The organism is Azospirillum sp. TSO35-2 (assembly GCF_003116095.1).
Lineage (GTDB): Bacteria > Pseudomonadota > Alphaproteobacteria > Azospirillales > Azospirillaceae > Azospirillum.
The window spans coordinates 674,310-696,571 of the sequence record NZ_LGRA01000008.1 but is presented as its reverse complement, the minus strand read 5'-3'; the positions used below and the strand labels follow the sequence as shown (position 1 = coordinate 696,571).

Below are 22,262 nucleotides of genomic sequence, written 5' to 3'. Positions count from 1 at the left end.
CGCAGCGGTGATGCCAGGACGCTTTCATGGATGGGTACGCTCGGTCACGCTGGCCGTTGTTCTTCTGCTCGCCGGCGCGGCCGGGGCGGAGGCGGCGGGCGGCAGTACCAAGCTGCAGCAATATCTGTCTGCAGTTCAGCCGGCTGATCTGGTTCCCGGTGCCGACCGCTTCGGCGCCGTTCCACCGACCGCTCCGGTGGTGCCGGTCTACAAGGGTGACGCCCTGCTGGGCCACGCCTACCTGACCTCGGATTTCGTCAACACCACCGGCTATTCGGGCCGCCCCATCGATGTGCTGGTCGGGCTGAAGCCGGACGGCGTGGTGGCTGGCGCCAAGCTGATGGACCACCATGAGCCGATCGTCCTGATCGGCATTCCGCCCGCCCGGATCAACGGCTTCATCAACGGCTACGTCGGCAAGAACGTGCTGGAGCTGGCCTCGCAGAGCGCCGCCAGCCCGCCGGTCGACATCGTGTCGGGCGCGACGGTGACGGTGATGGTCATCGGCGACTCGATCATCCGTTCCGGCAAGAAGGTGATGCAGGCGCTGGGCAGCAGCGCCGCCGCTGAGGCCGCGCCGACGGTGAGCAAGAGCATCAACCTGTCGAAGACCGGCGTGGAGGACTGGGCGACCCTGATCGGCGACGGCTCCGTCCGCCGCCTGACGCTGACGGTCGGCGAGGTCAACGCCGCCTTCGAACGCACCGGCAAGGCTGAGGCGATCGCCCGCGCCGAGCCCGGCAATCCCGACGACACCTTCATCGACCTCTACGCCGCGCTGGTGACGATCCCGACCATCGGCCGCTCGCTGCTGGGCGACGCCGAGTACGAGACGCTGGCCGCGCGGCTGAAGCCGGGGCAGCAGGCCGTCCTGGTCGCCGGGCAGGGGCGCTATTCCTTCAAGGGCTCGGGCTATGTCCGTGGCGGCATCTTCGACCGCATCGAACTGGTGCAGCACGAGTCCTCGGTCCGCTTCCGCGACAAGATGCACAAGCGGATGGGTGGCGTCGCCGCCGCCGGCGCGCCGGATTTCCCGGAAGTGGGCCTGTTCGTCCTGCCGGACAACGCGGAGTTCGACCCGGCCGAGCCGTGGCGCCTGCAACTGCTGGTGCAGCGGGCCATTGCCGCGCTCGACAAGGTGTTCGTCACCTTCGACCTCGGCTACCAGCCGCCCGACAAGTTCCTGAAGATCGAGCGCGTCGCCGCCCCGGCGCCCACCGCGAGCCAGACCGCCGCCCCGGCTTCCGCAACGGTCGCCGCCGACCCGGTGGAGCCGGCCGAGACGGGCGAGACCCCGCTGTGGCAGCGCATCTGGCAGAACCGGCTGGTCGACATCGCCGTACTGTCCACCGCCCTGCTGCTGCTGACCGGGATCTTCTTCTTCCAGGACCAGCTGGTGCGGCGGCCGAAGCTCTACGAGCGGGTGCGGCTGGGCTTCCTGCTGTTCACGACGCTGTGGCTCGGCTGGTGGGCGACGGCGCAGCTGTCGGTCGTCAACGTCCTGACCTTCGCCAACGCGCTGCGCACCGACTTCCGCTGGGACTATTTCCTGATGGACCCGCTGGTGTTCATCCTGTGGTTCTCGGTGGCGGCGTCGCTGCTGTTCTGGGGACGCGGCGCCTTCTGCGGCTGGCTGTGCCCGTTCGGCGCCCTGCAGGAGCTGGCCTCGAAGGTGGCGAAGAAGCTCGGCATCCGCCAGATCACGGTGCCGTTCGGCCTGCACCAGCGGCTGTGGCCGATCAAGTACATGATCTTCTTGCTGCTGTTCGGCCTGTCGCTCTATTCGCTGGCGACGGCCGAGAAGGCGGCGGAGATCGAGCCGTTCAAGACCGCCATCATCCTGCATTTCGTCCGCGACTGGTGGTTCGTGCTGTTCGCGGTGGCGCTGCTGGCCGCCGGGCTGTTCATCGAGCGCTTCTTCTGCCGCTACCTCTGCCCGCTGGGGGCGGCGCTGGCGATCCCCGGCCGGATGCGGATGTTCGACTGGCTGCTGCGCTACAAGGAATGCGGCAACCCGTGCCGGCGCTGCGCCAACGAATGCCCGGTGCAGGCGATCCACCCCGACGGGGCGATCAATCCCAACGAATGCATCCAGTGCCTGCATTGCCAGGTGCTCTACCACCACGATCAGAAATGCCCGGTCGTGATCCAGAAGCGGCTGAAGCGCGAACGCCGCGAGGCCGGCGCCACCGCCGCCCCCGCTGCCGAAGCCAAGCCCCGCGCCGCCACGGCGACCGCCGATCCGGTCACCGGCACGCTGAGCCTCCGGCCGCACGGATCCTGACCGCCACCGTCTTCCCCCCATCACCGGACCCCCGTCGCCGTGGGTCCCTGTAAGCCCCCTGAACGGGGGTCATCGAAGGAGCAGAGCATGTCGAACGAGATGAATCCGGAGGGCGTCAACCGCCGTGCGCTTCTGGGTGGTACGGCCAAGGCGGCGGCGCTTGCCGGTCTCGCCGGGACCGTCGGTGGCGGTGCGGCTGGCGGGATCGCCGGAAACGCGCTGTTCGGCGCCGCTACCGCCCAGGCTGCAACCTCGCAGCCCGGCAACCAGAGCACCGAGGTGAAGCCCGGCGACCTCGACGAGTATTACGCCTTCCATTCCGGCGGGCATTCCGGCGAGGTCCGCATCCTGGGCCTGCCGTCGATGCGCGAGCTGATGCGTATTCCGGTGTTCAACCGCTGCTCCGCCACCGGTTGGGGTCTGACCAACGAGAGCCGGAAGATCCTGACCGAGCACATGCTGCCGGAAACCAAGAAGTTCCTGGCGTCGCGCGGTGGCATCTACCTGAACGGCGACGCCCACCACCCGCACATGTCCTTCACCGACGGCACCTATGACGGCCGTTACATCTTCATCAACGACAAGGCCAACACCCGCGTCGCGCGCATCCGCTGCGACATCATGAAGACCGACACGATCATCGAGATCCCGAACGCCGCCGCCATCCACGGTCTGCGCCCGCAGCGCTACCCGCGCACCGGCTACGTCTTCGCCAACGGCGAACAGCGCGTGCCGACCCCCAACGACGGCCGCGACCTGACCAACCCGAAGAAGTACAAGTCGCACTTCACCGCGGTCGACGGCGACACGATGAAGATCGCTTGGCAGGTCTGGGTCGACGGCAACCTGGACAACACCGACGCCGACTATCAGGGCAAATACGCCTTCTCCACCTGCTACGACTCCGAAGAGGGCGTCACCGCGGCGGAGATGACCAGCGCCGAGCAGGACTGGATCGTCGTCTTCAACCTGAAGCGCATCGAAGAGGCGGTGAAGGCCGGCAAGGTCGAGGTGGTGAACGGTGTGCCGGTGGTCGACGGCCGTCACGGCAGCGCCTACACCCGCTACATCCCGGTGCCCGCCAACCCGCACGGCATCAACGCCGCTCCCGACGGCATCCACGTCACCGTGAACGGCAAGCTGTCGCCGACCGTCACCGTGTTCGACGTGCGCCTGCTGGACGACCTGTTCGACGACAAGATCAAGCCGCGCGACGTCGTCGTCGCCGAGCCGCAGCTCGGCCTCGGCCCGTTGCACACCGCCTATGACGGCCGCGGCAACGCCTACACCACGCTGTTCCTCGACAGCCAGCTGGTGAAGTGGAACATCGACAAGGCCCGCCGGGCGTTCAAGGGCGAGAAGGTCGACCCGATCGTCCAGAAGCTGGACGTCCACTACCAGCCCGGCCACAACCACACCTCGATGGGCGAGACCAAGGAAGCCGACGGCAAGTGGCTGATCTCGCTGAACAAGTTCTCCAAGGACCGCTTCCTCAACGTCGGCCCGCTGAAGCCGGAGAACGACCAGCTGATCGACATCTCCGGCGACGTGATGAAGCTGGTGCATGACGGCCCCACCTTCGCCGAGCCGCACGACACGCTGATCGTCCACCGGTCCAAGGTGAACCCGAAGTCGGTCTACGACCGCAACGACCCGATGTGGGAAGAGGCCCGGCAGCAGGCGAAGAAGGACGGTGTCTCGCTGGAGGAGGACGCCAAGGTCATCCGCGACGGCAAGAAGGTGCGCGTCTACATGTGGCTGCGCGCGCCGACCTTCGGCCTGGAGGACTTCACGGTCAAGCAGGGCGACGAGGTCACCATCTATGCGACCAACATGGATGACATCGACGACCTGACCCATGGCTTCAGCGTCACCAACCACGGCATCTGCATGGAAGTCGGACCGCAGGCCACCGCGTCGGTGACCTTCACCGCTGACCGGCCGGGCGTGCACTGGTACTATTGCCAGTGGTTCTGCCACGCGCTGCACATGGAGATGGCCGGCCGCATGATCGTCGAGCCGTCGTCCACCTGAGTCCATCTCCCCTAACCCCCCCTCTCCCCCTGGGGAGAGGGTCGGGGTGAGGGGGAACTCTCAACCAAAGGTCCCGCCATGCGTTTCCCCACCGCGACAGTCCTTGCCACCGCCCTCGCCCTGGCGTCCGGTCCGCTGGCTGCCGCCACGGTGACGGTGGCGCCCGGCGGGCTGGCGGCGGCGCTGGACGCGGCGGCGCCGGGGGACACGCTGGTGCTGGCCGCCGGCGTCCATCCCGGTCCGCTGACGGTCCGCACCCCGGTCACCCTGACCGGGGAACCGGGGGCGGTGATCGACGGCCGCGGCGAGGCCAGCACCCTGACCGTGCTTGCCCCGGACGTCACGGTGCGAGGCCTTGAGATCCGCAACTCCGGCCTCAGCCTGATCGACCAGAACGCCGGGATCTTCCTGGGCAAGGAGGCGCGCGGTGCGACGGTCGAGGACAACCGGCTGCGCGACAATTTGATCGGCGTCTATGTCTGGGGCGCCGCCGACAGCCTGGTCCGCCGCAACGACATCGTCGGCCGCACCGACCTGCGCGTGTCGGAGCGCGGCAACGGCATCCAGCTGTGGAACGCGCCGGGGACCCGCGTGCTCGACAACAGCGTGCGCGAGGGGCGCGATGGGCTGTTCACCACCTCGTCCCGCAAGAACGTCTTCTCCGGCAACCGGTTCGAGCATGTTCGGTTCGCCGTCCATTACATGTACACGAACGACTCCGAGCTGACCGACAACGTCTCGATCGGCAACACCGTCGGCTACGCGGTGATGTCGTCCCACAATCTGGTGATCCGCAACAACCGCTCCCGGGCCGACCGCGAGCATGGGCTGATGCTGAACAACGCCAACGGCTCGCGCATCGAAGGCAACGTGATCGAGGGCCGCTTCGCGACCGGCGAGGGCGAGGCGGCGGAGACCGTCGTCGACGCCGACATCCCGCGCGACAGCGAATCGGTTGGCGACCGGCTGCGCAGCGGCACCTGGAAATGCGTCTTCATCTACAACGCCAACAAGAACCGCTTCACCGGCAACCGGTTCGAGGGCTGCGAGATCGGCGTGCACTTCACCGCCGGGTCGGAGCGCAACAGCCTGACCGGCAACGCCTTCATCGGCAACCGCACCCAGGTCAAGTATGTCGGCACCCGCTTCCTCGACTGGTCGGAGAACGGGCGCGGCAACTACTGGTCGGACAACGCCGCCTTCGACCTGAACGGCGACGGCGTCGCCGACGAACCCTACCGGCCCAATGACGTGGTCGACCGCGTGATGTGGGCGTACCCGGCGGCCAAGCTGCTGATGAACAGCCCCGGCGTCCAGGTGATCCGCTGGGCCCAGAAGCAATTTCCGTCGCTGCATCCCGGCGGCGTGATCGACAGCGCCCCCCTGATGACCCCGCCGCCTGTGGCGGCGGGCATCCGGACGGCCGAAAGGACACAGCCATGACCGAGGCCACCATCCGCGTTGAAAACGTGACCAAACGCTACGGCGAGACCGAGGCGGTGCGCGGAGTCGACCTGACGATGGCGCCGGGCGAATGCGTGGCGATGGTCGGCCACAACGGCGCCGGCAAAAGCTCGCTGATCAAGCTGATGCTGGGATTGACCACGCCGACCTCCGGCCGCATCCGCCTGCTGGGCGGCGATCCGTCCAGCGCCGCCGCCTCGCACATCCGCCGGCAGGTCGGCTTCCTGCCCGAGAACGTCGCCTTCCATCCCAACATGACCGGGCGCGAGACGCTGGACTTCTACGCCCGGCTGAAGGGCGCGCCACGCCGCGACAACGACGCCCTGTTCGAGCGGGTCGGGCTGGAGCCCGCCGCCGTCAAGCGCCGCGTCGGCACCTACTCCAAGGGCATGCGCCAGCGTCTGGCCCTGGCCCAGGCGCTGCTCGGCGGCCCGAAGGTGCTGTTCCTCGACGAGCCGACCACCGGCCTCGACCCGGCGCTGCGCCAGAGCTTCTACGCCATCGTCGCCGCCCTGCGCGACGCCGGCACCACGGTGCTGCTGTGCAGCCATGCCCTGACCGAGCTGGAGGGGCAGGCCGACCGCGTCGTGGTGATGAACCGCGGCCGCAAGGTCGCCGACGGGTCGCTCGCCACCCTGCGCAGCCTCGCCCGGCTGCCGGTGCGCATCCGCCTGACCCTGCCGACCGACGACATCGCCGACCTCGCCCGTCGCGTCGGCGAGGGCGCGGCGCTGACCCGCCTGGCCGGTGGCGTGGTCGAGCTGGCCTGCGCCAACGACGACAAGGTCGATCTGGTCCGCCGCATCGCCTGCGACGGCCCCGCCGTCGACGACATCGAGATCGTCCAGCCCAGCCTGGACGAGATGTACGCCCACTTCCTGCGCCGGGAGGCTGCGGAATGAACACGCTGCTCATCATCGCCTCCAAGGAGGTGCGCGAGGCCGTCCGCAACCGCTGGGTCGTCGCCACCACCCTGCTGATGGCGGCGCTCGCCCTGACGCTGAGCTTCCTGGGGGCGGCCCCGACCGGCACGGTCGGCGTCGGCCCGGTGGAGGTCACCATCGTCAGCCTGTCGAGCCTGACCATCTTCCTGCTGCCGCTGATCGCCCTGCTGCTGTCCTTCGACGCGGTGGTGGGGGAGATCGACCGCGGCACCATGACCCTGCTGCTGTCCTACCCGGTGGCGCGCTGGCAGGTGCTGTTCGGCAAGTTCCTGGGCCACGCCGCGGTGATCGCGCTGGCGACCGTGGTCGGCTATGGCGCCGCCGGCGTGGCGCTGGCGAGCGGCGGGACGCCGATCGCGGAGGAAAGCTGGCGCGCCTTCGCCTCGATGATCGGGTCGAGCGTGCTGCTGGGCGCGGCCTTCACCGCGCTCGGCTACCTCGCCTCCACCCTGGTGCGCGACCGCGGCACGGCGGCGGGCATCGCGGTGGCGATCTGGCTGGGCTTCGTGCTGCTCTACGACATGGCGCTGCTCGGCATGCTGGTCGCCGGCGGCGGCAGCGGCATCGGCGTCGAGGCGCTGAACTGGCTGCTGCTCGCCAACCCGGCCGACGCCTACCGCCTGTTCAACCTGACCGGCTTCAAGAGCGTCAGCGCCTTCGCCGGAACCGCCGGGCTGGCGGCCCACGCCAACGTCTCGGTCCCGCTGCTGCTGGCCGTGCTGGCCGCCTGGGTGGCGGCCCCGCTGGCGCTCGCCACCGCCCTCTTTTCGAGGAAGCAGATCTGATGCGAACCCTCATCGTCACCCGCGCGGCGCTGCTCGCCACTGCCCTGCTGCTGCCGCTGTCCGCCTGCAAGCAGGAGCGGGCGGAGGTCGCCCCGCCGCCGCCCGTCGCGCTGACCGCCGACGCGGTCGGTCACTATTGCGGCATGGTCCTCGCCGACCATCCCGGCCCGAAGGGGCAAATCCTGGTGGCGGGCGAGGCACGGCCGATCTGGCTGTCGTCGGTGCGCGACACCTTCGCCTTCACCATGCTGCCGGAAGAGCCGAAGGACATCCGCGCCATCTACGTCACCGACATGGGCAAGGCCGCCGACCCGGCGTCGCCCAACCTGTCGGCCTGGGTGGAGGCGCGGCGGGCCTGGTACGTGCTGGGCAGCCGCCAGCGTGGTGGCATGGGCGACGCGGAGCCCTTCCCCTTCGCCGAGGAAGCGGCGGCGCGGGGCTTCGCCGCGGTGAACGGCGGAACGGTGGTGCGCTTCGCCGACGTGCATGAGGACCAGATCCTGACGCCGCCGGCCTCCGCAGCGCTGGCCGAGGAGCCGCCACCGTCGGGCCATGACGGGCATGGCCAGGGAGTCCACTGATGATCGCGCCCTTCTCCCGCCGTCGTTTTCTCGCCATCGGCGCCGCGGCCGCCGGACTGTCGCTGCTGCCCGCCGCCCTGCGGGCGGATGGCGTGCCGCTTCGCACGTGGCGCGGCGTGGCGCTGGGGGCGGACGCCAGTCTGACCATCGCCCATCCCGACCCGGCCGAGGCCGACCGCCTGATCGCGCTCAGCCTGGAGGAGGTGGCGCGGCTGGAGCGGGTGTTCAGCCTGTACCAGGCCGACAGCGCCCTCCGCCGGCTCAACCGCGACGGTGCGCTCGACGGGCCACCGACCGATCTGGTGCGCCTGCTGGCCGAGACGGTGGCGGTCGCCCACGCCACCGGCGGCGCCTTCGACCCGACGGTGCAGCCGCTGTGGCAGCTCTACGCCGGGCATTTCGACCGGCCCGGCGCCGATCCCGCCGGTCCTCCGGCCGCCGCGGTGCGGGCGGCGCGCGAGTTGGTCGATGTCCGGGCGCTGCGGGTCGACCCCGAGCGCATCGGTTTCGCCCGGCGCGGCATGGCGGTGACGCTCAACGGCATCGCCCAAGGCTACATCACCGACCGGGTGGCCGAGCGGCTGAAGGCGGAGGGGATGGGGCGCGTGCTGGTCGACATGGGCGAGCTGCGCGCGCTCGGCCATCATCCGTCGGGCCGGCCCTGGACGGTCGGGCTGACCGATCCGACTGCGCCCGAGCGCACGGCGGAAACGGTGGGGTTGGCGGACCGCGCGCTGGCGACCTCCGGCGGCTACGGCACCCAATTCGATCCGGCCGGCCGCTTCACCCACCTGTTCGACCCGGCAAGCGGCGCCTGCGCCGCGCAGTGGTTGGCGGTGACGGTCGAGGCCGCCGACGCCACCACCGCCGACGCCCTGTCCACTGCCCTGTCGGTGGTGCCGGAGGACCGGGTGCCGGGCATCCTCGCCGCCTATCCGGGCGTCACCGCCCGTTTCACCCACCGCGACGGCCGCGTCCTGCGGCTGCCGGCCTGATCCTCGTCACTCTCTGATCGAAAGTTTGGGACATCGTCATGGGAAGCTTCAGCCTGTTGCATTGGACCGTCGTTCTGCTGATCGTCCTGCTGCTGTTCGGCGCCGGCAAGCTGCCGAGCGTGATGGGCGATTTTGCCAAGGGCATCAAGTCCTTCAAGGCCGGCCTGAAGGACGACGGCGACGACCAGAAGCACATCGCCTGACGCTCCGCCGGGCCTGCCGGCGGCGCCGCTCAGATCCGGACGCGCTGCTGCACGCTGTCCGCCAGTGCCGAAAGCTGCCGCGCCGGTGTGGAGCCGATCAGCAGGGCGGCATGGTCGCGGCCCGACCAGAAGGCGATCCTCAGGCCTTGCCGTTCCTCCTGCGCCACACCGGCCGGGGCACCGGGCCGGCGCAGGATGCACAGCGCCAGCGGCCCGGTCCGCGGGTCGAGATAGGCGATCTGGGCCAATGGCTGTCCATCATAGGCCAGGATCTGGGCGCGCCGGAACTCAGCCCCGGCGATGGCCACCGCCTCCGGTGTCAGGGACAGGCCGAGCTGGTGGTTGAGCACGGACAGTTGGGCCGTCTGCTGGTCATGGTCCGGTGCCGTGCCCTCCAGGGTCGCGGGCGTGTAGAGCGCCATGTACTGCGCGACCACCGTCCGCCAGCGGCGTTCCTCGTCGTCATCCCCCTCGCGGTCGCGCAGGGCGAGCCACAGCCGGTCGCCGACCACGCCGACCGCCAGCGAGGCCGCCAACGCGCCGAACAGACGGCGGCGCGGCAGGGCCCGCGGCGGCTCTTGCACCGATGGCGGGGCGATGCCGGCCAGCATGCGCTGCAACGCGGCCTCCGGCGCGGTGTCGAGCAGGGGCTGGAAGGCGTCGCGGTAGGGCAGGCTGGCGCGGGACAGGAACTCGACCCGTTCGGCAACCGTCGGGTCGTGCTCCATCCGCGCGATCAGGCGGGCCTCGTCCTCCGGGCCCAGTTGGCCGTCGATGAAGGCGGTCAGTTCCTCATCCGACGGCTGTGCGGTTGGTGTCGGGGTGTCGTCGGTCATCGTGCCACTCCTTCGGCCGTCGCCTGTGCAAGCTTGGCCCGGGCGGCGGCCAGCCGGCTCATCACCGTCCCGATCGGGATGTCGAGGATCGTCGCGACCTCGCGATAGGACAGTTCCTCGACATAGGCCAGGAACACGGCGGTGCGCTGCGCCTCCGGCAGGTCGTTGACCCGCCGCAACAGCTGGTTCGCCATCACACGGGACTCGGCCGCCTGCGCGCCGTCGATCTCCAGGATCGTCTCGGCCTCCACGAATCCCTGGCCGAGGCGGACACGCCGGGAGCGGACCTCGTTCAGCCAGATCGAATTCAGGATGGCGAACAGCCAGTTGTCGAGCCGCGAGCCCGGCTTGAACTGCGCGTGCCGTTCCAGCGCCCGCAGGCAGGTCTGCTGCACCAAATCGTCGGCCACGTCGCGCTGGCGCGACAGGACCAGCCCATAGCGCCAGAGACGCGCCAGATTGGCGGACAGCCCTTGCCTGACCTCTGCTTCGCTGGCGATGGTGCCGCCTCCCGTGACCGGTGCCCGGCCGGCCGCGCGCGCCGCCGGCCGTGACCAACCATACGCCGGACCGGCATCCTGGAGGATAGCCATGTTCCGTCTTCCCCAAGGGTGAGGGCAGGGCCGACGCGCCGCGGCGTGCCGGCCCCGTCGGCCGTCTATTCAGCCCTTGGCGGGGGCGCCGATGGCCTCCTTCAGGTCCTGATACTCCTCGCAACCGGTGCCGCAGATCGCCTGGATGGCGGCCAGCTGTTCACGGGCGAGGTCGAGGCGGCCCTTGATGACATAGGCTTCGCCCAGATATTCGCGGACCTTGGCGTAGGAAGGATCGGCGGCGACGGAGCGCAGGTAGTAGGAAATGCCCTCGTCGGTCCGGCCCAGCTTGCGGGTGGCGTAGCCGCGGTAGTTCAGGACCACCGGGTCGTTCTGGTTCTTCACCGTGTCGAGGACGGCCAACGCCTCCTGATGACGGTCGGCCTTCGCCAGCGAGTAGGCGTAGGCGGCGAGGTCGGCGTCGCTGAGGTTGGCGCTGCTCTGCTTCACACAGGTCTTGGTCTTCTTGTCATAGACCTCGCCGGCCTTGCAGGTCGGGGTGGTGTCGCTGTCGCTGCCGAGCGCGAAGGCCGGGGCGGAGCACAGCAGCCCGGCGCCGAGGTTGGCGGCGAGCAGCGAGACGAACAGGGCGTTGCGGGTGGTCATGAGCGGTTTCCTGGCGGCTTGGGATGGGAAAGCGCGCGGAGAACACCCGAGGTCGGCGCCCTATTCGGACCGCATCGAAAATTTTCCGGGCTGCTCCCGCTCGTCGCCACTCGGCCGCTTGAAGGGGCCGGGTGGCGGCGCTGGCTTGTGATCGCTGTCCGCGTCGGTGCGACGCCCACACGCGCCCGCCGAGTCGGCCTACGGGTCAGCCGCGCGGATTATCTTGGTTGAGATCAATGCGGAAAATGCAATTATACAACGGCATCATGGTGGCGTGTGATGACCGCCCCGTGCCATGGGTCATCGGGGAAAAGGCATATAAGTTGAAATTTAGGACGGTTGATAATACTGTTCGTCGCACACGCATTCATAACATCCAGCGGCCACAAATCCCGACCCACGGATGACGATTGAAACCACATCCCTCTTTAGGAGAATTGCATGACAGCCATGGTCAGGAGAGCCGCCGCCGCGATTGCCAGGACGGTGGGGGCCGCCGCCGTCGCATTGTGCGCGCTCAGCGCCACGCCGGCGCTGGCGGACGGCTGCGTCGCACCGAAGGAATGGTTCTCCCAGCCGGTGACGATGCCCGACCCGATGGCCTTCAAGCCGGATGCCAGCAACTGCGACTTCCATCTGTGGTCCTGGCAGATGTTCCTCTGGCTGATGGAGCCGGATGCCAAGACCGGCCTCCTGCGGTTCGAGACCTTTCCCGGTCCGGAAAGCCTGACGCCGACCGCCTCCACCGGGGTCACGCCGGGAGCGCTGCTGCCGGGGCTGAAGCTGACCGACAGCAAGGCGATCAACGAGTATCTGCAGGCCGGGCCGGACGGCATCCTGGTCGACCAGAATGGTCGCATCGTCTATTACTCGATGTACATCAACGATGTGTTCAGCGGCTTCTTCGCCAGGAACAACCTGACCAGCGCCGCCAACATCCTGGCGCTCGATCCCAACACGCCGTTCCCGCCCGGCACCCTGTCGCTGAAGGCGGCCTGGAAGATCGTCGGCGCCGGTGACAACCCGGCGGGCTTCTACAGCCGCAAGGCCAAGATCAACCCGCTGGTCAAGAAGGACGGCAAGTTCGTCATCGACCCGTCGCGGACGGAAGAGGTGACGGTGGCGCTGGTCGGCTTCCACATCGCCGGCACCGTCGCCAACCATGCCGAAATGATCTGGGCGTCGTTCGAGCACAACGACAACGCCCCCGACGTCGCCAACCTGTCCGGCGTGCAGCCGGCCGACGTGGTGTCCGAGCGGAACTGGACCTTCTACAAGGCCAAGACCCCGTTCAAGGACTGCAACGTGAACCCGGCCGGCTCGCCCACCCAGACGTTGGACGAGGCGACCCAGCGGATGTCGCCGGTCACCCAGGTCTGCCGCCTCTACCCCTACGGCAGCGGCCCCGACAAGCAGGCCAACGCCGACAACATCAAGTCGCTGAACGCCTCGGTCCAGTCGCAGGACGCGGGCGTGTGGAAGAACTATTTCGAGCTGGGCTCGACCTGGTTCAACACCAACAAGAGCGACGGGGGCGGCGAACCGCTTCAGCCCAACTGCAACTTCCAGCCGGGATCGCTGCGCTGCGGCGTCGTCATCACCGGTTCCACCCACCTGTCCAACAGCGTGATCGAGACCTTCACCCAGTCGCAGAGCACGATGGACAGCTGCTTCAGCTGCCACCACACCCTGCAGCGCTTCCCCGCCGACCCGTCCCAGAACCCGCTGCCCGGCAAGGACGCCAACATCAGCCACATCTTCAACAACCTGTATTTCCGCCTTCAACAGAAGTGACCGGGACGGTCAGCCGGCATTCCAGGCAATCGGGATTCTTGGGGAGAGACAGTCATGAGCAGCAGCATTTTCCGCGTTCATCCGGCGGTGGGCATCGCGCGCGTCGGCAACAGCCCCGAATATTATCTGGCGCCGGAGACGGCGGCCGGTGAGCCGGTCGGCAGCGACGGGCTGATGGGCGGCCTGCCGATCAAGGCGGGGACGGAGGACACCGGCATCACCGACGCCGACTTCCGCGACGCCGACCAGAAGGTCAAGCGGCAGGCGGCCCGTTTCCGCATCTACCAGTACCCGGCCGACAGCGCCGCCGCCTACCCCAACGGCCAGGGGACCGAGGTCACGCTGAACAGCATGGTCGACGGCAAGAGGGTGGTCGACATCGTCTGGACGGTCCATCTCGCCAACAAGAAGCTGAACAACTACGCGATCAACGATTTTGGGCTGGACGGCTACACCCCGCCGGCCCTGCCGGCAATCCGCAACCAGAACTACAGCAACACGCCCAACGACCTGAACGACCCGACCCGCCGGACCGAACTGGTGATCGATCCGGGACCGCGGGCGGTTTCGGCCGCCCGGATGGCCGGCGCGCCGGTCGCCTTCGACGCCGCGACGCCGGCGACCTGCGCCGACGCGAACGGCGAGATCGTCCCGGTCCCGGCCTACCCCAAGAGCTTCCCCGCCGACCATCACGCGCTGTACGAACCGCTCGGCCCCCTCGACAGCCTGGGCGACGTCGTGGTTGAACCGGAGACCGGCCGGCTGATCGTCGCCGGCGGCTTCGGCAAGACGGCCGGCGTCCTCACCGACGGCAACCCGCCGCCGCTGAACGAGGCGACCGAGAACGGGCTGTGGTTCGACGACACCTCCGACGGGCCGGTCGACGCGGTGCTGGTGCTGCGCGACGAGGCGACCGGAGCCTACAGCCGGCTGGCGGTGCATGGCGCCTGGGTCGTCACCGGCGATCCCGGCTACGCCCCGCAGACCCGCAACGTGGTGTCGGCCTGGGACGACGTGTTCGACGTCTGGGTGCGGTCGCTGAACCTGCTGCCCGCGCTGTATGACGGCGGCGGCTTCAACACCGGCTACCGGCCGTCCTTCAGCGACGACGTGCTGCCGATCTTCCACGCGGCGATGCTGCAGCGCTGGAACACCAACCTGCCGCAGGGCGCCATCAAGGCGCACACGATGATCGGGTCGATCAAGCCGACCGACGATCCCACCATGAAGATCCCCGACCTGACCCGGCTGATCCGCAACCCCAACGGCAGCGCGGAGGAAATCCAGACCGGTTCGCCGCTGATGCCGCTGTCGCTCGGCGACATGCAGAAGAGCTTCCTGACGGTCAGCCAGACCCAGTATTTCTTCCTGACGCAGTGGCACGCCAAGGCCTACCAGCCCGGCCCCGGCCCGGCGCTGGGTCCCGGCGAGCGGCTCGACTACGTCTCGCTGGCCAACTGCCTGGGCGGACGCTACAGCCCGGGCATCGAGGTGTCCTTCCCGGTGCGCGACACCCACCTCTACGCCACCGACTGGCGGACGTCGGGCTGCGGCCCGTTCCGCATCAACGCCAAGCCGCTGGACTACGCCACGGCGGTGGCCGACCGGCCCTTCCTGACCGCCGGCTACACCCCGCAGCGCGACGCGATGGTGGAGCCGGGCGACGTGTCGAAGTTCATGTCGGTGCCCTGGCACACCGACTACAACTCGTGCGCCGTGCATCTGCCCGACCCCAACCCCAACCTGCCGACCGGCGGCACCAACCCCGACGGCACGCCGACCAGCTACCCGAACAACACGCTGTTCTGGTCCTGGCCGGCGGAGCGGCCGGTGCAGGTCCATCCGGCCCGGCTGTGCCGCTACGACGCGGACGCCGGCACCTGGACCCTGGGCGGCCAGACCTTCTCGGTGCGCGGCGACGGGACGGCGACCGACTATCCCGCCAACGCCGGCCGCTACCAGTCCTACAGCGACTATGTGAAGAACTGGCACCGGGTGGGCTTCGTCATCCAGGGCACCCAGATCGCCAGCGGCGACAAGCCGTCCTACGGTCCCGACCTGTTCCTGGAGGTGCAGAGCCTGTTCACCGAGGATGGGCCGCTGGTGCAGCCCTGGCCGACCGCCAACGTCCCGGCGGCGCCCGTCGCCCCGGCCACCTGATCGCGGCGATGCCGGTTCCGGACCGGGTGGCCGTCGCCATCATCGGCGGCGGCGTCGCCGGCTGCGCCACGGCCATCGCCCTGGCGCAGCGCGGCGTGCGCGACGCCGTGATCGTGGAGGCGGGGCACACCCCCGCCTTCCGGGTCGGGGAAACCGTGCCTCCCGCCACCGGGCTGCTGCTCCGCCAGCTCGGGCTGTGGGAGGCGTTCACCGCCCAGGGGCACGAGCCCTGTCCCGGCAGCGCCGCCAGTTGGGGCAAGGCGGAGCTGGGCCACAACGACTTCCTGTTCGACCCGCACGGGCACGGCTGGCACCTCGACCGCGCCCGCTTCGACGGCATGGTGGCGGAGCGGACGCAGGCCATGGGCGTGCCGCTGCGGCGCGACCTGCGGCTTGCCGGCGTGGAGCCGCGGACGGGCGGTGGCTTCGCCCTGACGCTGGCCCCGGCGGCGGGTGACGAACGCACTTTGCGGGCCGATGTCCTGGTCGACGCCAGCGGGGTGGCAGCCGGTGCGGCCCGGCGGCTGGGGGTCGCCCGCAACGAGGTCGATTGCCTGACCGTCGTCTACGCGCTTCTCGACCTGGAGCGCCCCGGCGCCATCGCCGCCCAGACCCTGCTGGAGGGGGCGGAGGCCGGCTGGTGGTACGCCGCCAAGCTGCCGCAGGACCGGCTGATCGTGGCGCTGTCGACCGACCGGCAGGAGGTGGCGGAGCGTGGCCTGACCGATCCCGCCGCCTGGACCGCCGCCCTGCGGGCCACCCGCCATGTCGCGGCCCTGCTCGACCGCGCCGGCACGCCGGCCCGACCGCCGGTCCTGCGGACCGTCGCCGCCCCTTCCGCGATCCTGAGCCGGGTCGCCGGGCCGGGCTGGCTGGCGGTCGGCGACGCCGCGTCCAGCTACGACCCGATCACCGCGCAGGGCATCATCAAGGCGCTGACCGACGGCGCCGCCGCCGGGCAGGCGGTGGCGGAGACGCTCGGCGGTGCCGGGGAGGCGCCGCTGCTGGCCTACCAGGACGGTGTCTTCGCGCGCTTCACCGACTACCTGCGCCTGCGCCAGCATCTCTACGGCCGGGAAGACCGCTGGCCCGACGCCGGATTCTGGCGGCGGCGGCCGTTGGTGTAGGCAGCGCCGTCAGAAGGCGGCGGAGGCGGTCCCCGGCGGCATCAGCGGGCAGCCGCAGGCCGGGCAGGTCGTCCGTTGCAGCAGCTTGACCAGACGGTCGTCGGACAGCGGCATGCCGAGCGTCCGCTCGATCGTCGCGATCTGGCGCTTGTGGTCGAGCGACGCGCCGCAGGCATTGTCCAGCATGGCGCCGTAATCCGACGAGGATTGCGCGGTGAAGGCCTGCGCCGTCGTGCCCGCCGCCAGACAGACCCCGGCCGCGGCGAGACCGTACAGCACATCCCGGCGCCGCAAGCCCGCCGGTCGCATCTCCGTATCCATGTCCCGTCCTCTGCCCCGTGATGGTTGATGGTCCGACCTTCGAAGCGATGAAGAACGTTATAACATAGCATTGGAGGCCGCAAGACGGGTGCATACGGCAAGAAAGATATGTTATACCGTTACACATTAGGGACGAGGCACCGGGGCGATTGATGAGCATCGACGACAGCGACGTCAATGACGCGGGCGATTCCGCCGCGTTTGTAAATGCCTTGGCCCTGGTGCGCGGCCTGTGGAGCCAGCCGGACATCCCGGAAAGCGTCATCGCCTGGGCCATGATGATCGAAGCGGTGGACCGGCTGACCGCTCTGCATGGGCGGGCGCGCATGGGGCGCCTGCTCGAAGGTCTGGTCCGGGAGATGTACGGCCCGCCCTCGCCCCGCGTCCTGCAATGAACCGGATCGCCGGGCGGGAGGGGGGACCTCCCGCCCGGCGCGGGGTTCAGGAGGCCGGGGCCAGCGCCTTGGTGAACTGGGCCAGGTTGTGGCGCATCATGCCGATGTAGGTCGACGCCGGCCCGCCCGCCGCCGACAGCGCGTCGGAATAGACCCGGCCGCCGATGCGGGCGCCGGTTTCGCGGGTGATCTGCTCCAGCAGGCGTGGATCGGCGATGGTTTCGACGAAGACCGCCTTGATCTTCTCCTTCTTGATCTGGCGGATCATCCTGGCGATGTCGCCGGCCGAGGCCTCGGCGTCGGTGGACAGGCCGACCGGGGCCAGGAAGGTCACGCCGTAGGCCTTGCCGTAATAGCCGAAGGCGTCGTGCGAGGTGACGATCTTGCGGTCCTTGCGCGGGATCGGCGCCAGCGCCGCCTTGATCTCGGCCTCCACCGCGTCGAGCTTGGCCCGGTAGGCGGCGTGGTTGGCGCGCAGGGCATCGGCCTTGGCCGGATCGACGGCGATGAGGCCCTTCAGGATGTTGTCGGCGTAGAGTTTGGCGTTGGCGACCGATTGCCAGGCGTGCGGGTCGTGGCCGCCATGCTCCTCCTCGCCGGCGATCGGCGTGATGCCGGCGCTGGTGACGGTGACCGGCCCCTTGTAGCCCGACGCCTTGACCAGACGGTCGATCCAGCCCTCCATCCCCAGCCCGTTGACGACGACGAGCTTGGCGGCACCCAGCGCGCGGGCGTCGGCCGGGGTCGGTTCGTAGACGTGGGCATCGCCATCGGGGCCGACCAGGGTGGTCACCGCGACCTCGTCGCCGCCGATCTGGCGGACCATGTCGCCGAGGATGGTGAAGGTGGCGACCACCGTCACCGGCTCGGCCAGGGCCGGCAGCGCGACGAGCGCCAGCGCCGCCGCCAGCGCGGCGGCGAATCTGCGTTTCATGGGTGGGTCTCCTTGGGAAAACGCTGTTGGTCAGGCGGTCAGGTGCCGGCCGGGGAACCAGCGCGTCCGCAGGCTGCCGACCGGCCCGAGGGCGAGCGACAGCAGGTGGACGGTTCCGGCGACCAGCACGATCGCCGGTCCCGACGGCAGGTTGAGGTGGAAGGACAGCAGCAGCCCGCCGACGCCCGAGGCGAAGGCGATGGTCATCGCGGTCAGCGCCAGGGTGGCGACCCGCTCCGCCCAGAAGCGCGCGGAGGCCGCCGGCAGCATCATCAGCCCGACCGCCATCAGCGTGCCGAGCGCCTGGAAGCCGCCGACGAGGTTGAGGACCACCAGCACCAGGAAGATCAGGTGGCAGGCCGCGCCCAGCCGGCTGCCCAGCCCGCCGCCGGCCGACCCGCCGCGAGCCGACCCGCCGACCGCGCGCAGGAAACCGGGGTCGAAGCACTCCACCACCAGCGGGCGGTAGAGCAGCGCCAGCGTCAGCAGCGTGACGGTCGCGATGCCGGCGACCAGCAGCAGGCCGCCGTCGTCCACCGCCAGGATGGTGCCGAACAGCACATGCATCAGGTCGACGTTGCTGCCGCGCAGCGACACGATCAGCACCCCGCCGGCCAGCGAGATCAGGTAGAAGGCGGCGAAGCTGGCATCCTCGCGCAGGGTCGTGACCCGCGACACCAGCCCGGCGAGCAGCGCCACCGCCAGCCCGGCGAGAAAGCCGCCGATGCTCATCGCCCACAGGGACAGGCCGGCGGCCAGGAAGCCGATGGCGGCGCCGGGCAGCACGGCGTGGGACATGGCGTCGCCCATCAGGCTCATCCGCCGCAGCACCAGCAGCACCCCCACCGGGCCGCAGCCCAGCGACAGGGCCAGACAGGCGGCCAGCGCCCGGCGCATGAAGGCGAACTCCAGGAAGGGACCGGCAAGCGCGTCGAAGGCGGTCATGACGCGGCCCTCCGGCAGGGGGCGGCGCTGTCGTCCCACGCCTCGGCCATCGCGCGGGCGCGGTCGAGGTTGGCGGCGGTCAGCGTGTCGGCGGTGCGGCCCCAGGCGATCGGCTCGCGCGCCAGCAACAGCGTGTCGGGGAAATGGGCGCGGACCTGCTCCAGGTCGTGCAGCACGGCGACCACGGTGCGCCGCTCGCCATGCCAGCGCCGCACGACGTCGAGCAGGTCGGCGGTGGTCCGCGCGTCGATGGCGGTGAAGGGCTCGTCGAGCAGGATCAGGCGGGCGTCCTGCACCAGCATGCGGGCGAACAGCACGCGCTGGAACTGGCCGGCCGACAGGGCGGCGATCGGGCGCCGCTCGAAACCGGACAGGCCGACCGCCGCCAGCGCCTCCTCCGCCTGCCGGGTCAGGGCGCGGCCGACGGCGCGGAACAGGCCGACCCGGCGCCAGTGGCCGAGCAGCACGGTGTCGAGCACGTCGATGGGGAAATCGCGCTCCACCTCGGCCTGCTGCGGCAGGTAGGCGATGTCGCCGGCGCCGAGGCCATGCAGGGTCACCCGCCCGCCGAACGGCGCCAGGGCGCCGACGACCGCCTTCAGCAGCGTGCTCTTGCCGGCGCCGTTCGGGCCGACCACCGCGGTGAGCGAGCCGTCGCGGAAGCCGCCGGACAGGTGATGGACCGCCGGATGCCGCCGGTAGCCCAGCGTCAGGTCGGTCAGGCGGACCAGCGTCTCCGCCGCTGCATCGGGGAATGCCGGGGTCAATCCACGGCCCCCCAATCCAGCGCCCAGGCCACGGTCAGCCACAGGCCGACGCACAGCAGGGCGGCGACGGCGACCCGCGCCAGGGCGGAGGCGGCCAGCGGCGAGCGGGGGCGTGCGCGGACGGAAAGGGTGGGAAGGCTGTGCATGCGGCCTCTGAGGACGGAGGAACCGCATAAGTAATGTTATATCATTACGTTTCGTGCAAGCGCGAAATGGCGCCACCGGTCCTGTGGCCGGACCGCAAGGGGCTTGTCAGCGCAGCGCCGCGAGACGTTCGTCGACAAAGACCCGGAGCGCGTCGGCGACCTGCTCCACCACCGGGGCCCAATCGCCCGGCTCGGTCTGGTGGAACAGGCGCATGGTCGGGTACCAGGGGGTGGTCTGGCGTCCGGTCAGCCAGCGCCAGCACCCGTCGAAACGCGACAGCACCCACACCGGCTTGCCCAGCGCGCCCGCCAGATGCGCCACCGAGGTGTCGACGCAGATGACGAGGTCCAGGGTGGCGATCAGCGCCGCGGTGTCGGCGAAGTCGTTCACCGCGTCCATCAGGTCGACCACCGCCATGCCCGGCGGCGGCCTGCGCGCCTGCTCGCCCGCCGCCCCCTTCTGCAGGCTGAAGAAGACGGCGCCGGGCACCGCGGCCAGGGGGGCCAGCCGCGCCAGCGTCATGCTGCGTCGCTGATCCGTCGCGTTGGCGTGGAGCATGTGGGGCCGCGGATCGCCCGCCCACACCAGACCGATGCGGATCCCGCCATGGACCGGATTCCGCCGCTGCCACGTTTCCACGTCGGCCGGGTCGGCGGCAAGGTACGGAGTGTCCGCCGGGATCGTCTCCAGCGTCGTGCCGAAGGCGCCCGGCAGGCTCAGCAGCGGGGTGTGGATGTCGAAATCCGCGACCGGGTCGTTGATGGCGTGCACCGACGCGATGCCGGGCATGCGCTCCAAGAGACGGACCAGCCCCGGCTGGGCGACCAGCATCACCCGCGCCCCGCGCTGGGCAAGCATCGGCGCGTAGCGCACGAAATGCAGGGTGTCGCCGTGACCCTGCTCGGCGTAGACCAGGATGGTCCGGCCGTCCAGCGGCTCCCCCTGCCAGCGCGGGCGGGACAGGCTCGGCAGCGGAAGCTGGCCGGTGCGCCACCGCCACTCGTACTGCTCCCAGCCCTCCGCCAGGGCGCCGGCCTTCAGCAGAGTCAGCGACAGGTTGAAGTGGGCGTCCGCATTCTCGGCGCTGCGGGCCAGGACCTGACGAAAGCAGCGCTGCGCCGCGTCGAGTTCGTTGCGGGACAGGTGCACGATGCCGAGATTGTTGCCGGCCGCGACGTTGCCCGGCGCAAGGCGCAGGGCGCGTCGGCACTCGGTCTCGGCCTCGTCATAGTCGGCCATCCGCGTGGCGCGGGTGCGGATCGCGTGGCCGAGATTGGCGTAGGCGTCGGGGTGATCCGGCTTCAGCGCGATCGCCTGGCGGTAGCGGGCGCGGGCGGCGGCGGCGTCCCCCAGTTCCCACAGCGCGTTGGCCAGATTGTTGTGAGGGCTTGGATAATCGGGCCGCAGCAGCATGGCCCGGCGGTAGAGCGGCTTCGCCGCCGCGAACCGCTTCTGCATCAGACAGGCGCTGCCCAGCCCGTTCAAAGCCTCCGGATGCTCGGGCTTCAGCGCGATGACGCGCCGGTAGAACAGCTCCGCCGTGGCGAGATCCTGCCGCTGGATGTGGAGGTCGCCCAGCGCCTGGGGGTGATCGATGTTGAGCGGCTCCATGCGCATAGCGCGGCGCAGGGTGGTCTCGACCGTGCCGGCGTCGCCGGACCCGCGCGCAACCCGGCTCAGGTGGCTGATGGCTTCCGCATGGTCGGGCTGAAGCACCAGCACCCGGCGGTAGAGCGCTTGCGCCTCGGTGAAACGGCCGAGGTCGAGCAGGGCGTGGGCAAGGTTGAGCGCACTCTCGATCCGCTCCGGCGCCAGGAGGATGGCGCGGCGGCCGCTGGTGTGCGCTTGGTCCGGCTGCCCGAGGAGTTGCAGGGCGCGGGCGAGGTTGATGACCGGCTCGGCGTAGTCCGGGCGCAACGCCACCGCCCGGCGGTAGCTGGCCGCCGCCGCCGCCATGTCGCCCTGCGTGCGCAGCCCCTCGCCGACGCTGTTGTGGTATTCGGCGCGGTCGCGCGTCACCTGCAACGCCCGGTCGAACAGCGCCCGCGCGCCGGCTTCCCGCTGCGATTGCAGCTCGGTCAGGCCCAGCAGGTGCCAGCCGTCGGCGTGGGCCGGTTCGAGGGCGAGCAACGCGTGATAGATCCCGGCCGCCTCGGTCAGGCGACCGCCGCGGTGGGAGGTGATGCCGCTCTTGAGAAGGCTGCCGGTGGGGGGGCTGGCGGGCCATCCCGGCTGCGCGTGACCGGTCCCCGGCGTCTCGCTGCTCGCGTTCAAAGCGGTGTGTTCCCAGGCAAACCCAAACGACGGCCATCGGCCAGGACGCAAAGACTAGCGTGCCCAGGCTTAA

Annotated in this window: 20 protein-coding genes and 1 pseudogene; 12 read left to right on the top strand and 9 right to left on the bottom strand. The window is 70.0% G+C overall.

The annotated features are described in order from the left end of the window. Nucleotides 1-10 precede the first annotated feature (10 nt). From TSO352_RS04610 to tatA, 8 genes and pseudogenes are all read left to right on the top strand, one after another. Nucleotides 11-2,284, top strand: coding sequence for a NosR/NirI family protein (locus TSO352_RS04610; RefSeq protein WP_109106678.1), 2,274 nt, complete (start codon nucleotides 11-13; stop codon nucleotides 2,282-2,284). Nucleotides 2,285-2,371: 87 nt separating this feature from the next. Beyond that, complete coding sequence (nosZ, locus tag TSO352_RS04605) at nucleotides 2,372-4,318, top strand: TAT-dependent nitrous-oxide reductase (RefSeq protein WP_109106156.1); 1,947 nt, start codon at nucleotides 2,372-2,374, stop codon at nucleotides 4,316-4,318. Nucleotides 4,319-4,396: 78 nt separating this feature from the next. Then, complete coding sequence (locus TSO352_RS04600; RefSeq protein ID WP_109106155.1) at nucleotides 4,397-5,761, top strand: nitrous oxide reductase family maturation protein NosD; 1,365 nt, start codon at nucleotides 4,397-4,399, stop codon at nucleotides 5,759-5,761. Further along, complete coding sequence (locus tag TSO352_RS04595) at nucleotides 5,758-6,684, top strand: ABC transporter ATP-binding protein (protein ID WP_109106154.1); 927 nt, start codon at nucleotides 5,758-5,760, stop codon at nucleotides 6,682-6,684. Before TSO352_RS04600 ends, TSO352_RS04595 begins: the two co-directional genes overlap by 4 nt. Beyond that, nucleotides 6,681-7,511: an ABC transporter permease subunit gene (locus tag TSO352_RS04590; RefSeq protein ID WP_109106153.1), complete on the top strand. Its 831-nt coding sequence runs from the start codon at nucleotides 6,681-6,683 to the stop codon at nucleotides 7,509-7,511. Before TSO352_RS04595 ends, TSO352_RS04590 begins: the two co-directional genes overlap by 4 nt. Beyond that, nucleotides 7,511-8,092, top strand: a complete 582-nt coding sequence (locus TSO352_RS04585) for a nitrous oxide reductase accessory protein NosL (RefSeq protein WP_109106152.1) — start codon at nucleotides 7,511-7,513, stop codon at nucleotides 8,090-8,092. The genes TSO352_RS04590 and TSO352_RS04585 overlap by 1 nt, the downstream gene beginning before the upstream one ends. Further along, nucleotides 8,092-9,087: an FAD:protein FMN transferase gene (locus tag TSO352_RS04580; protein ID WP_109106151.1), complete on the top strand. Its 996-nt coding sequence runs from the start codon at nucleotides 8,092-8,094 to the stop codon at nucleotides 9,085-9,087. Before TSO352_RS04585 ends, TSO352_RS04580 begins: the two co-directional genes overlap by 1 nt. 38 nt (nucleotides 9,088-9,125) lie before the next feature. Beyond that, nucleotides 9,126-9,275: pseudogene (tatA, locus tag TSO352_RS04575) on the top strand (twin-arginine translocase TatA/TatE family subunit); the annotation flags it as partial. A 44-nt stretch (nucleotides 9,276-9,319) separates the two neighbouring features. Here tatA and TSO352_RS04570 read toward each other — a convergent pair. From TSO352_RS04570 to TSO352_RS04560, 3 genes are all read right to left on the bottom strand, one after another. After that, nucleotides 9,320-10,126 carry a Fis family transcriptional regulator gene (locus TSO352_RS04570; protein WP_109106149.1) on the bottom strand — a complete coding sequence of 269 codons (807 nt, stop codon included), beginning with the start codon at nucleotides 10,124-10,126 and terminating at the stop codon, nucleotides 9,320-9,322. After that, nucleotides 10,123-10,719 (bottom strand): RNA polymerase sigma factor, encoded by a 597-nt coding sequence (locus TSO352_RS04565; RefSeq protein WP_109106148.1) that lies wholly within the window; start codon nucleotides 10,717-10,719, stop codon nucleotides 10,123-10,125. Before TSO352_RS04565 ends, TSO352_RS04570 begins: the two co-directional genes overlap by 4 nt. Before the next feature lie 69 nt (nucleotides 10,720-10,788). Further along, nucleotides 10,789-11,325 carry a hypothetical protein gene (locus TSO352_RS04560; protein ID WP_109106147.1) on the bottom strand — a complete coding sequence of 179 codons (537 nt, stop codon included), beginning with the start codon at nucleotides 11,323-11,325 and terminating at the stop codon, nucleotides 10,789-10,791. 441 nt (nucleotides 11,326-11,766) lie between these two features. Here TSO352_RS04560 and TSO352_RS04550 point away from each other — a divergent pair, with 441 nt between their 5' ends. Genes TSO352_RS04550 through TSO352_RS04540 form a run of 3 tightly spaced genes read left to right on the top strand, consistent with a single transcriptional unit; the run spans nucleotide 11,767 to nucleotide 16,406 of the window. Continuing rightward, nucleotides 11,767-13,119, top strand: a complete 1,353-nt coding sequence (locus TSO352_RS04550) for a hypothetical protein (protein ID WP_146210705.1) — start codon at nucleotides 11,767-11,769, stop codon at nucleotides 13,117-13,119. Between the two features lie 54 nt (nucleotides 13,120-13,173). After that, the gene (locus tag TSO352_RS04545) at nucleotides 13,174-15,279 is read left to right on the top strand and encodes a LodA/GoxA family CTQ-dependent oxidase (RefSeq protein ID WP_109106144.1); all 2,106 of its coding nucleotides are present in this window, start codon (nucleotides 13,174-13,176) and stop codon (nucleotides 15,277-15,279) included. Nucleotides 15,280-15,287: 8 nt separating this feature from the next. Continuing rightward, on the top strand, nucleotides 15,288-16,406 hold the full coding sequence (locus TSO352_RS04540) for an FAD-dependent monooxygenase (protein WP_109106143.1): 1,119 nt from the start codon (nucleotides 15,288-15,290) through the stop codon (nucleotides 16,404-16,406). 9 nt (nucleotides 16,407-16,415) lie between these two features. On the opposite strand, the gene TSO352_RS04535 is transcribed toward TSO352_RS04540, so the two are convergent. After that, entirely contained in the window at nucleotides 16,416-16,727 is a 312-nt protein-coding gene (locus TSO352_RS04535) for a twin-arginine translocation signal domain-containing protein (protein ID WP_109106142.1), read from the bottom strand. Between the two features lie 152 nt (nucleotides 16,728-16,879). Here TSO352_RS04535 and TSO352_RS04530 point away from each other — a divergent pair, with 152 nt between their 5' ends. Then, nucleotides 16,880-17,122, top strand: a complete 243-nt coding sequence (locus TSO352_RS04530; RefSeq protein ID WP_109106141.1) for a hypothetical protein — start codon at nucleotides 16,880-16,882, stop codon at nucleotides 17,120-17,122. Between the two features lie 46 nt (nucleotides 17,123-17,168). On the opposite strand, the gene TSO352_RS04525 is transcribed toward TSO352_RS04530, so the two are convergent. From TSO352_RS04525 to TSO352_RS04510, 5 genes are all read right to left on the bottom strand, one after another. Continuing rightward, the gene (locus tag TSO352_RS04525; RefSeq protein WP_109106140.1) at nucleotides 17,169-18,056 is read right to left on the bottom strand and encodes a metal ABC transporter substrate-binding protein; all 888 of its coding nucleotides are present in this window, start codon (nucleotides 18,054-18,056) and stop codon (nucleotides 17,169-17,171) included. 30 nt (nucleotides 18,057-18,086) lie between these two features. Further along, complete coding sequence (locus TSO352_RS04520; RefSeq protein WP_109106139.1) at nucleotides 18,087-19,001, bottom strand: metal ABC transporter permease; 915 nt, start codon at nucleotides 18,999-19,001, stop codon at nucleotides 18,087-18,089. After that, nucleotides 18,998-19,768 (bottom strand): ABC transporter ATP-binding protein, encoded by a 771-nt coding sequence (locus TSO352_RS04515; protein ID WP_109106138.1) that lies wholly within the window; start codon nucleotides 19,766-19,768, stop codon nucleotides 18,998-19,000. The genes TSO352_RS04520 and TSO352_RS04515 overlap by 4 nt, the downstream gene beginning before the upstream one ends. Continuing rightward, nucleotides 19,765-19,914 carry a hypothetical protein gene (locus TSO352_RS33140; protein WP_158284520.1) on the bottom strand — a complete coding sequence of 50 codons (150 nt, stop codon included), beginning with the start codon at nucleotides 19,912-19,914 and terminating at the stop codon, nucleotides 19,765-19,767. The genes TSO352_RS04515 and TSO352_RS33140 overlap by 4 nt, the downstream gene beginning before the upstream one ends. Nucleotides 19,915-20,020: 106 nt before the next feature. Further along, the gene (locus tag TSO352_RS04510) at nucleotides 20,021-22,189 is read right to left on the bottom strand and encodes a tetratricopeptide repeat protein (protein ID WP_158284519.1); all 2,169 of its coding nucleotides are present in this window, start codon (nucleotides 22,187-22,189) and stop codon (nucleotides 20,021-20,023) included. Between the last annotated feature and the right edge of the window lie 73 nt (nucleotides 22,190-22,262).